The following is a 10,774-nucleotide window of genomic DNA, read 5'->3' as shown; positions in this document are numbered from 1 at the left end:
ACTTTGCGTCATCAATCTTAATTGAACCGCCGTATACCGAACGGTACGTACGGTGGTGTGAGAGGTCGGGAGTTAATCACTCCCTCCTACTCGATTACGTATAAAGATTTTAACACAAATAAAATGAAGTATACTTTGGTCAAGCGAAGAAAAACAATTCACACATCTGAATTCACATACAAAAAAGCGGTAATTCACCACGATTACATATTATATAAGCGTAGACTAGGTATGTACTGCGATTTCTAATTTCATTATTTTAGTAAGAATTCATTTAATGCTTGTTGTAAAGTACCAAAGGTTTTCGTGTCTTTATCAAAATTAATACCTAAACTATTCAACTGTCTAACAACATCTGGACGCAAGCCAGTAATGATTGTGCGACATCCCATCATGGAAGTACCGTAAATCGTTTTCATAAGATGTTCAATTACATTACTTTCCATACTTGCTATGCCAGATAAGTCAATGATTAATGTTTGAGTATGAAGTCTGTTAATCTCCTCTAAAACCTTTTCCTCTAGGATAGTTGTTCTAAATGTGTCCATTGCGCCAATTAAGGGAAGTATACATATGTTTGGCGTTATCGGAATAATGGGGACAGATAAGTTTGCAACTATTTCCCTTTGAGCCGAAATCAATGAATCTTTATATGTTGAATAGCTAATAAAGAATGAATTTAAAAAGTCATCTATTTGACTATTAAATTGTTTTTCCAATATGAAAACCATATCAATCGTGAACTTTTGCTCATCCTTGTTATATTCTTGTATGAAGTTCCAAAGAGTCCTGCGAATCGCTTGTACCCATTCTAGTTTAAAAGATAAAGGTATGGAATGTGTAGCCCATGCTATTCCTTCCTTTTTAGCAAATAACTGAAGTTCCGTAATTTCATCACCATTAATGACATAATTAACTAGTTTATGTGCATTGTTAATGAGGTCAACTTCCCCAAACTTTAAGATATCGTCAATTTTATCTCTTACATTTCCAGCTTGACCTAATAATTGGTTTTCAAAAGCTTGTTTATGATCTTTAATATACTGTTTAATTTCTTCATCTATCAATACGTTTTCCAAATCTCTTCCCCCTCAGAATAATATCCCCTAATTCCTATATTCCCTTATAGCTAGACGTTAAACTAAAAAAAATATACCAACAATCTGAACTAACACGTCCCATACCCGCTATTTTTTCGTCATATGGACAAACTATATTTAAAAGCTTCGTTGGTCGCTTTGATGGTTTGGTGGGAAAGCTTTCGATTGGTCGGCCACTTTGTGGGTTTCGTTGGACACTTGAAATTTAGTGCCTCTGCATCAAACAAAGACAAATAATTCATACATCCAAGTAAACATACAAAAAAGCCGTAAATCGCCAACCTTTCTGACTTTCATTTTAGTATTATACAATTGTAATGAATTACTTGATTAGTGCCACACACGGGTACCGATTTTTAAAAGCACTTGCCTTATGACTTTGTAACTTTAGTTGTGAAAGTATCGAAAAAGAATAAGTCTTTTGGATCTTTTTCTATAAATAGGAAACTTATACCTCTTTGTATTCGTATGACATGATAGGTAAGTATTTTTATTTATTAGATTTTTGAATAAAACGAGGAGAGGGATGTTTATCGTCAGGGGATTAGTGACTACTAAAAGAGATTGGGAGCAGTTGAAAGTGATTGTCATTGTTGCCAGACAATGGGGGGGCGATACACTTTGAAGGTACTTGATGTTCATCCGTTAAAGGATGGACTCCATCGGAACATCACGATGCTTGATCGTCTAGGCAATGAAATGGAAACCATCCATCGAGCAGTTCAAGGACTCGTTGCGATGGAAGATTCGCTGAAAGGCGAAGGGGGAAACGCAATTCGTGCATTTTACGCGGATTGCCACTTGCCGTTCCTTCAGTTTTTCAAGCTATTTCAAAGCCGTTTTACATACCTGCTAAAACAGATGGATGCCGCCCTTGATGCACTCGAACCAGATTCGTCAGGCTTCATTCGTGAGCATTTCCTAGACGTAGAAATCGAACAAGGGTTGAAGACCATTGCGCAACTGACGGAGAGTCTGACGGATGAAGCGAACTATATCATGAATCAAGTTGCGGACATCGTCGCCCTTCCGCATCTCAATGATAACGAAGTGCAGGAAGGCGTTCACACTGCTACAATTAAACGAGATACTACCCTTACACAACTGCATGAATTTGATGCGAATCAGACGACTGCGTTGGTGCCAATTGAGCAGGATCTTATGACGATGGAAACATGGATTTCGGATATTGAAGGGCTGTTTACGGACGGAGTCACTGCCATTAATTTCTCAGCGAATCAATGGGCTGCCTTGTCCTCAAAAAATACGTTAAAGACGGATTTGGCGCAACATACCGCAGCTATGGCTGGTCTTCCTGTCAGGATGGGTGTGAATGGTCAGCCGGCAACGATGCTTGGAGTGCTGTTAGCTGGTGAAGATCCGGTTGAGTTTAGCTATGGATTAGTGGATGGACCGAGAACTCTTTATGGCTCGAGTATTTTAACGCTTCCGAGCATGGCGACGTATGCCGGACCAATTGATTGGTCGAATAATCCAACTAAGAGAAGTTACGAGATGTATAGCGGAAAAGTATGCACGGTTCCCGCTCCCACGTCTACTAGTAATCCCAATCCTTTCGTGAAATCTTTGAATAGCTTTAAGGAAATGGGAACCGACTTTGTAGACGGAGTAAAAACACGAACTGGTAAAGCACTCGATTCTCCATATGATTTTGTGAATTATGTAACAATAGGTGCTTCAGATGCGCTTATTTCGGGATCGAAAAGTAGAACGAGTAAGTTGACAGATTCACCAGAAGACTTTTTTGATTTCGCGACGTTGGGTATTACGGGAATGGTAAAAGGCGCATTACTACCGGAGGATCCATTTTCCAAGGAACATTGGGAAAACAGCTTTGGGGCTGCGACCTTAGCAGTGGGAGGCGTAAAAGGGCTAGGCTCGAAAGAATCCGTGAGGACTGTTGATGTTAAGGATACGGGTAAGATTCAAGAGCCGACTAAATCTCCTATGGTTGATGTTGATAAGGGGATAGGTAGAGCTGAAAACCTTCAAAGAGGAAGGTACGCAGATCGATTGGACAATTTGCATGATAAATACGGTAAGTTAACATCTGAACAAATTAATCAACGAATTAACTTACGTGGTGAGACAAAGAATGAATTGGAAAGACTTGAACAAATATATGATGGTAGTCCTAATTTTGGAAAAGATAAAATGGGACCAGCTCTTGCAGGAGTATATGATAAAACAACTGCGCAATACCACTATGCTATAAATGCTTTTGATGGAGCAGTTCCGGAGTTAGTTCCTTTACTTAAAAATAGACTTGATAATATACCAATAGAAATATTTGAATCTTATAGTCAGCAAAGTAAGGGGGCAGGCTCCCATGCCGAAGTTATAGCTGTAAATAATGCCCTAAAGACGAATCCTAATGCTCGAATAGAAGAATTAAATGTAAATGTAATAAGAACAGGAATTAATAGGACTAAACCTGGTGGAATTATGTTTAAATGTTGTCCACACTGTACGTATTTACTAGACGGATTTGAAGTAATATCGGAGGTGCCAAATATTGGAAGATAAGATATTTGATAAAGAATATATTGTGAAAAATGGTAAAAAATTCGGGAGCAGTTTTGGTTATGGAGGGGATGAATATGATTCCTTTATAGTAGAATATGATCAAGATGATAATGAACATTTATTTACTGGTATAATTTATGACTGTTATGAAAATGGTGATTTAGCAAGTTACTATGTAGTTAAGGGAGGGGTTAAGAACGGAGAAATGCTTTATTTTTATCCTAATGGACAAGTTAAAGAAATTAAATATCTAGCCAAAAATACATTAGAAGGTATACAAAAAGAGTACTATGAAAATGGTGTTTTAAAAGTAGTTGAATATAGAGTTTTAGGTAGATTAAAGACTTTTGAAAAATATGATGAACATGGCAATGTGTTAGAAGGAAAGATAGAACCAACAGAATCAAATTAAACTTATGCTAGAAAATTGGTGGACAATGGAAAGAGAAGAAGTGTTTAAAAGAGAACAAGAAAAATGGATTTCAAAAATTTCATTAAAAAATAGTTTTCAATTAGGAGATATTCGTTTAGTAGCCGGTATTGATATTGCATATTGGACAGAGGGGAAAATAGATTATGGAGTTTGTTGTATTGTAGTAATAGATTATATTACAAAGAAAGTTATTGAAGAAGTAGAATGTTTAGGACAAATAGATGTACCATATATTTCAGGGTACTTGGCTTTTAGGGAACTTCCTTTGGTAATGGGAGCAGTGAAAAAGCTACAAAGTGATCCGGATCTTTTTATGTTTGATGGAAATGGTTATCTTCATTATAGGCATATGGGAATCGCAACACATGCCTCATTCTATCTGAAGAAACCTACGATAGGTGTTGCAAAAAGCTACTTAAAGATAAAAGATACCGATTTTCAAATGCCGAAAAACGAAATAGGAGATTTTACTTTAATTAAAATTGATGGAGAAGTATATGGAGCAGTGTTGAGAACGAGAAAAGATGTAAAACCCATTTTTATTTCATGTGGTAACTGGATTGATTTGGAGACTTCAATAAAAATAACCCTACATTTTGTAGAGAAAAATAGCCGATTACCAATTACGACACGATATGCAGATTTAGCTACTCACGAAAGAAGAGGTGAATATTTCCAGTGAATTCATTAAGGTATTTATTTTACTAGATGTTAAGAAAAAAGAGATAGCATTATATAACAAGAATTTTGCTTTTAGGGTGGTGGTTAAATTGACTGCCGCCCTTTTTTGTTGTTTCTCCATTTCAAGATGGGCTTCGCCGGAACATCGCAATACTGGATCGTCTGGGGAACGAAATGGAATCGAATCATAAGTCGATAGAAGGTCTCGTTGCGATAGAAGATGTGCTAAAAGGGAAAGGCGGGAATGCGATCCGCGCATTTTACGCAGACTGCCATTTGCCGTTCCAGAATTAGGAGAGTTGACTCATTTTTACTTTAGGAAATAGAGGTGCTCAAATGCTGATAGCAAATGGATTTGAAGAAATTTACAATACTTTAGATTTTACTGATAGTATTGTCGAGTGTATTAATTGGGAAAATGATTTGTTAGACCTAGTTTTAACCGTTGATTATTACAATAATAGTGATGAAGAGGAACTGTTAAAATTAAGGTTTAGGGACTGTTTAAAAGCAGACTTTTCTTTAACAACAAATCTTTTAAGTGTACGAGAAGAAGAAAAACGCTCTTACAGTTTGAGTTGGTATACAATTCAAAACTATGAGCTATTAAAACATAGTGAACTACTCAAACAGTACAACCAAAAAGAGTTAATCCATTTCCAAATATTCACTACCGATCAACTGATGCCATGGTTATCAGTTGTTAGTAGGGGGATACAAGTAGAGAGAGTCATTAATATTTAAGCTATATTTTGTGAAAAAACCTTGATAGGCTATACGCCTTTCAAGGTTCTTTTATGGGGTGGGGTGCCGAATAAACAATTTTTTATTTTAGAGTGGGGCATTAACAGCGTTACAATAAATTTATCTTCAATTTTTTAAGACGTTCCATGGCTGCTTCACAACAGTCCTAAAACAGACGGTGTCTGCCCCTGACTCACCCAAATGCGAATCAGATGACTGCGTTGGCGCGAATTGCGTAGGATCTTATGACGATGGAAACATGGGTTTCAGATATTGAAGGGCTGTTTACAGATGTAGTTACTGCCATTAATTTTCCAGAGAATTAATTTCAGGTACCTATTTAACATAATAGGTACCGATTACTAACTATAGAACAGCGCATGACAAAACAATAGAATCTGGAAGGCTGTGGAATTGGAAGAAAGACTATGAGGAGTGAAGATTCATGGCAGTTTTTGTATTGATGTTGAAGGAGTTTGAGGACGAAGATAGGGTAGTATATCTGTATGGACCAAATGAGAATTCCATGGGGCAAATTGAATATGATAAAAAAAATAGGGTTATAAACAAGATTTATCCAATAAATTCACAGGAGTTTGCTGATGATTTCTTCTTTAAGCGGGCAGGAAGACGTCTTTCAAGAATGATTATTAAAGAGAATCAGAACTTTGTTGATCGAACAACTATAGAATCTTGATAATAGCTAATGATTTTGTGTTTTTTAAAGTGAGAGTCTTCTTTCGGTAAACAGATAAAAAATGACAATGCGCTTTGTAACCTTTTTATAGTCTATTACAGATAATGAAATAGATGTCGTGACAAAACTAACGGAGTTGTCTATTCAATTAGAGCAGCTCCTACTCGGTAGCTATCAAACCTTACTAATCAATAATAATTAGACAACGGAAAGTATAGAAAAAAGAGTTCCCTCATGTATCAAAGGAACATGGTTTTTCTATGTTGTTGATAATTATTTAAGATTTGCGGAGGAGTTTCCACTGGTAGGAGGGGACGACGTTAAAAGGGAATTATAGCAAATAACAGGGAGTAATAATGGCGAAAAAGGTGTTTTTGAATGGATTGTTGAGCCACAGGATATTCATTGAAAATGTTGTTATACCGGTAAGCCAAATCAAATCCCAAAATAGTAGGAGTTGAATAATATGAACTTAAAAGATTTAAAAAATCGACATATTAAGTATGACTGGAAAACTATTTTTGTAGGTGTCCAAGAAAACTATTTTAGTAAAGACGTTATTTCTGACTATGCAGTAGAGTTGATGGAGATTGGTGATGAAAGTGGGTTTGTTAGTGAACTTGTATGGGGTGTATCTAGTGAAGATTTAGATAAAGTGATGTTAGAAATAAAAACTAATTATTTTCCTCAATTAGATGAAGAAAGCGCAATATTAGTAGAAGAGAATAGAAAACTCAGATTTGTTTGTTTGTCTGGAATAAAAGAAAGATGTAAAGAAGATAATGAATTATTAAATAAAATTGCAGAGTTTTATGGAAATCATCACTACCCAGAAGATATGGTGAGTTTTGTTAATTATATGCCTAAAGAAGTCCCAACTACGAAAGAAAATATGGTAAATAGGTTAGATAGATTTTTAAAATTAGAGAGTGTGAGATTTAGTTAGCTATTTGACCAGTTTAGTAATCATGTCTAATGGTTGTTACTACCACTTATGACGCCAGATTTTTTTAGAACCAGGGACTTTGTAAAGTAGGAAATTCCTACGCTCGGACATTCTTGATAAGACATCTACATCCAGACGACAGAAGGTGAGAATATCCATCTTAATGCGTCGGATATATGTCACGATTCATTATCTACATGGTAAACTAAAGGCAGATGAATTTCGAGGAATAGGCGAACTATTCTTAGAATACACAACAAGTTTATTGATATACATCGAAGCTGATGCCAAACGATTACGGTTTCAGTGATTGTACACATATGTGAATGAACGTGAATGTTTAAAAAAGGTAACCTGTAAGGGTTTACTGAGAAAATAATAGGTGGTGCTTCCATGATTGGCATGGGCTATCGGACGATAAAAACTGCTGTAGGAGCAGGGCTGGCAATTTGGATCGCGAGTTTATTGGATTTGGAATTTGCAACGTTTGCAGGAATTATTGTTATTATGTGTATCGAGAAAACGAAGAAAAAGACATTAATTACAATGAAGGATAAATTCTTTGCTTCTCTCTTATCCTTGATGATTGGTGCTTTGTTTTTTGAAGTATTAGGTTATCATCCCATTGTCTTTTCCTTATTTATTTTATTATTTATTCCAATCCTTGTTAGAGCTCACATCCAGGCTGGTTTTGTCACAAGTATGGTTGTCGTATTACATGTTTATACAGTACAGGATGCTACCTGGGCCCTGTTTCTGAACGAGGTCTATATTATTTTCATCGGTATGGGAATTGCTCTTCTCGTCAATAGTTTTATGCCAAATTTCAAGCAAGATATTGAAAACTTTAAGAAGGAAATTGAACAAAAGTTTGAAATTATTCTCTTTGAATTCTCTGCCCATTTAAGGGATAGTATGCGAAACTGGGATGGGAAAGAAATACTTGAGGTAGAAGATTTGATAAATCAATCCAAAAATATTGCCATTCAAGATGTAGAAAATCGTCTGTTGCAAAAACGGAATATAGATTATTATTATCTAGAAATGCGAGAGGATCAACTGGAACTCCTAAAGCATATGATGAAAATCGTTGCTATTTTCTCTTCATTCAGCCTAGACATCAAACAGAAAGAAATGTTTGCAGACTTCTTGGAGAATTTAAGTCGAAACGTTCATTCGGGAGATACAACGGACATTTCGTTAAATGAGTTAGAGGAATTAAATGCCTTGATCGGCGAGATGGAGTTGCCGAAGACTAGAGAAGAGTTTGAAATACGGGCGAATCTGTTTTATTTGATTTTTGAAATGAAAAACTACTTAAACATAAAGAAAAAACTATTTGCGAAAAGAAGTCGATAGGGGAAGGATCCTGAGAGAGAGTATTCAAATGATTCATCACGATTTTATTAGGCAGCTTGTAAGGTCTGGATTCGGTATTGTACCGGATTCAGGCCTTTTAGTTTCGCCTGGATTCGTTTGTGAGTAGTGGTGAAACCCTTCACTCATGTACATAATGGGCAGTTGCGGTATAATAAAAGTTGGCGAATATATACAATAAGTCTACGAGAATGATAGCAAAATTCCTTGAGGCTTAAATGTAAACCACATTGAAAATAGAAACGAAAGTAGTGAAACGTATGGCAATCGCATCGCATTCCGTAAACATTTCAGCATCGGTAGAGAACGTATGGGAATATGTTAGTCACATTGAAAACTGGGCAACGATGGTTCCAGCTTATAAGGAGCATGAACAAATTGATGAAAAAAAGTCGGTTTGGACATTTGAAGGGAACTTCAAGGGCCTAAAAAAGACGGTAAAAATGGAATTAGACATTACTGAATTTCACGCGCCATCGACGATTCGTTTTGAAATAAAAGGGTTAACGGACAAATTCACTGGGAGTGGACAGTTTACTGCCGAAGAAACAGCAGAGCAAACAACAATGACAGGGACAATTGAGGTAAATGCGGGTGGCTTATCAGGTGCTGTGTTGTCACCTGTTCTCAAAATGGTGTTACCGAAAGTAACATCACGCTTAACAGAGAAAATTGCGCGTCAAATTAAACAAGACAAGGTGCTTGTCTAATCTACTTTTCTATATCTGAACACAAGAATAGCTTCAAAGTAAATAAAAGAGTGCCTGCCGGCCATACGATTTACATTTGTATGATTGGCAGGGACTCTTTATTTTTTCCTTAATTCCCAATTTTATACTACGGTCAACCATTTGTTTCATTCGTTTTTGAAAATATATACTTCCACGACAAGTTTGAAGTGATTTTGTGTCTTCTTATCGAAGCAACCTGCCTTGATTTTGGAATAACAACTTACCTATAATTTGGTCGTATTGTTAAGCGGAAAACAATAGTTCATTAAATCAGCGGCAGTCTAGGAGTTTTTTTTCCCTAGGCCGCTTATTTTATCCTAATTGTTGTTTTCTTTTTATGGCAGTGGCGGCAATTTGCATGACCATCATCGCTAAGTTAATTACAATCAGCCCCACTATTGCTGATGAAAAGCTATCTGTTGCATCGTAAATCCATCCAAGAATAAGGGGGCCGGTTGCCCCAATCACATAGCCTACTGATTGAGTCATGGCAGACCAAGCAGCCGCTTCCTGAGGACTGTCGGTAGCATCTAAAGGCAGTAGTAGATTGAGAGAAAATAATCCGCCGGCGCCTATCCCAATAAAGAACGTGGCAACTAAGGGTTCAAATGAGTACGCAAGCATCACAATCCCGACCAGTTGCAACAGCGCTGAAACCATTAGCCAAAGGCGACGGGAAGGGAATTTACGAAGTAAGATCGGCAGAACAAGACTTACGGGAATCTGAACAACGACGAAAATCGTAAGCGCGCTTGCAGCGTAGGACTTACTATAGCCCATCCCTTGAATAATCTCTGGCAACCAAGCTGTGAATGAATAGAATAGCATGGCCATAAAGCCAAACGTCAGTGTAAGAAGCCAAGCTTTCTTATTTGTCCATGGCATTCTCGTCTTCGTGCCGGTTGAAGCGAGATGATCTTGCGGTTTAATATGTCGCATAACGAACAACCACCATAACAGCACTGCAACGAATGCGAGTAACCCCCATATCCCGAGAGCGTTCTGCCAAGAGTTCATACTACTCTGCATCGGTACGATTAAGCTCGAACTTAATGCTGCTCCTAGAGTAAGCGCAACCGTGTATATCGCAATCATCGAGGGTACATGCTTAGGGAAGTGACGCTTAATAAATCCTGGAAGAAGCGGTCCGGCAAATGCAATCCCTATACCTGCTATCAAAGCAGTAATTAACAAAAATGAGGTTGAATGCGTGAAGAACCTAAGAATAGTACCGACTCCGATGACAAGGAGCGACCATCCCAATACCCGCTCAATACCCCACTTTCCGCTGAACTTTACGGCTAGAGGAGCGAAGAGTCCCATGCAAAGAACAGGGATTGAGGTCAGTAAACTTGCTACGGAGGCGCTCATTCCTAAGCTAGTTCTAATCGTTTCGAGCAATGGAGCGATTGAGTTAATTGACGGACGCAAGTTCAAAGATGCAATAAATAAAGCTATTATCAATAAAATATATCTTTTTTTCATGAAAATTTCATCTCTCCTTATGAGATATTATTA

The 10,774-nt window shown here is 37.2% G+C and carries 11 protein-coding genes; 9 read left to right on the top strand and 2 right to left on the bottom strand.

The annotated features are described in order from the left end of the window. Positions 1–254 precede the first annotated feature (254 nt). A complete protein-coding gene (locus AC1TO4_RS18180) occupies positions 255–1,079 on the bottom strand; it encodes an STAS domain-containing protein (protein ID WP_482106449.1) in 825 nt (274 codons plus the stop codon). A gap of 642 nt (positions 1,080–1,721) precedes the next feature. Between AC1TO4_RS18180 and AC1TO4_RS18175 the strand changes: the two genes are divergently transcribed. The 9 genes from AC1TO4_RS18175 to AC1TO4_RS18135 all read left to right on the top strand — a co-directional run bounded on the left by AC1TO4_RS18175 (position 1,722) and on the right by AC1TO4_RS18135 (position 9,235). Continuing rightward, positions 1,722–3,647 carry a T7SS effector LXG polymorphic toxin gene (locus tag AC1TO4_RS18175; RefSeq protein WP_482106448.1) on the top strand — a complete coding sequence of 642 codons (1,926 nt, stop codon included), beginning with the start codon at positions 1,722–1,724 and terminating at the stop codon, positions 3,645–3,647. After that, positions 3,637–4,059, top strand: a complete 423-nt coding sequence (locus AC1TO4_RS18170) for a toxin-antitoxin system YwqK family antitoxin (RefSeq protein ID WP_482106447.1) — start codon at positions 3,637–3,639, stop codon at positions 4,057–4,059. The genes AC1TO4_RS18175 and AC1TO4_RS18170 overlap by 11 nt, the downstream gene beginning before the upstream one ends. A 25-nt stretch (positions 4,060–4,084) precedes the next feature. Next, positions 4,085–4,762: an endonuclease V gene (locus tag AC1TO4_RS18165; protein WP_482106446.1), complete on the top strand. Its 678-nt coding sequence runs from the start codon at positions 4,085–4,087 to the stop codon at positions 4,760–4,762. A 92-nt stretch (positions 4,763–4,854) separates the two neighbouring features. After that, positions 4,855–5,055: a T7SS effector LXG polymorphic toxin gene (locus tag AC1TO4_RS18160; protein ID WP_482106453.1), complete on the top strand. Its 201-nt coding sequence runs from the start codon at positions 4,855–4,857 to the stop codon at positions 5,053–5,055. Between the two features lie 42 nt (positions 5,056–5,097). After that, on the top strand, positions 5,098–5,505 hold the full coding sequence (locus tag AC1TO4_RS18155; protein ID WP_482106445.1) for a hypothetical protein: 408 nt from the start codon (positions 5,098–5,100) through the stop codon (positions 5,503–5,505). Positions 5,506–5,950: 445 nt separating this feature from the next. Continuing rightward, positions 5,951–6,202 carry a hypothetical protein gene (locus AC1TO4_RS18150; RefSeq protein ID WP_482102313.1) on the top strand — a complete coding sequence of 84 codons (252 nt, stop codon included), beginning with the start codon at positions 5,951–5,953 and terminating at the stop codon, positions 6,200–6,202. A 466-nt stretch (positions 6,203–6,668) separates the two neighbouring features. Next, entirely contained in the window at positions 6,669–7,148 is a 480-nt protein-coding gene (locus AC1TO4_RS18145) for a DUF2247 family protein (protein WP_482106444.1), read from the top strand. 393 nt (positions 7,149–7,541) lie between these two features. Further along, the gene (locus AC1TO4_RS18140) at positions 7,542–8,507 is read left to right on the top strand and encodes an aromatic acid exporter family protein (RefSeq protein ID WP_482106443.1); all 966 of its coding nucleotides are present in this window, start codon (positions 7,542–7,544) and stop codon (positions 8,505–8,507) included. Positions 8,508–8,755: 248 nt separating this feature from the next. After that, the gene (locus AC1TO4_RS18135) at positions 8,756–9,235 is read left to right on the top strand and encodes an SRPBCC family protein (protein WP_482106442.1); all 480 of its coding nucleotides are present in this window, start codon (positions 8,756–8,758) and stop codon (positions 9,233–9,235) included. A gap of 333 nt (positions 9,236–9,568) precedes the next feature. On the opposite strand, the gene AC1TO4_RS18130 is transcribed toward AC1TO4_RS18135, so the two are convergent. Then, complete coding sequence (locus AC1TO4_RS18130; protein ID WP_482106441.1) at positions 9,569–10,741, bottom strand: MFS transporter; 1,173 nt, start codon at positions 10,739–10,741, stop codon at positions 9,569–9,571. Positions 10,742–10,774 lie beyond the last annotated feature (33 nt).

It is taken from the genome of Sporosarcina sp. Y838, from assembly GCF_056786515.1.
The sequence above is the reverse complement of the archived record's forward strand: the minus strand, read 5'-3'. Positions and strand labels throughout refer to the sequence as shown.

What these genes read in the sequence shown, in the direction of transcription:
- AC1TO4_RS18150 (WP_482102313.1), top strand. Translation starts at nt 5,951, where the DNA reads ATGGCAGTTTTTGTATTGATGTTGAAGGAGTTTGAGGACGAAGATAGG.
- AC1TO4_RS18145 (WP_482106444.1), top strand. Translation starts at nt 6,669, where the DNA reads ATGAACTTAAAAGATTTAAAAAATCGACATATTAAGTATGACTGGAAA.
- AC1TO4_RS18140 (WP_482106443.1), top strand. Translation starts at nt 7,542, where the DNA reads ATGATTGGCATGGGCTATCGGACGATAAAAACTGCTGTAGGAGCAGGG.
- AC1TO4_RS18130 (WP_482106441.1), bottom strand. Translation starts at nt 10,741, where the DNA reads ATGAAAAAAAGATATATTTTATTGATAATAGCTTTATTTATTGCATCT.
- AC1TO4_RS18165 (WP_482106446.1), top strand. Translation starts at nt 4,085, where the DNA reads ATGGAAAGAGAAGAAGTGTTTAAAAGAGAACAAGAAAAATGGATTTCA.
- AC1TO4_RS18155 (WP_482106445.1), top strand. Translation starts at nt 5,098, where the DNA reads ATGCTGATAGCAAATGGATTTGAAGAAATTTACAATACTTTAGATTTT.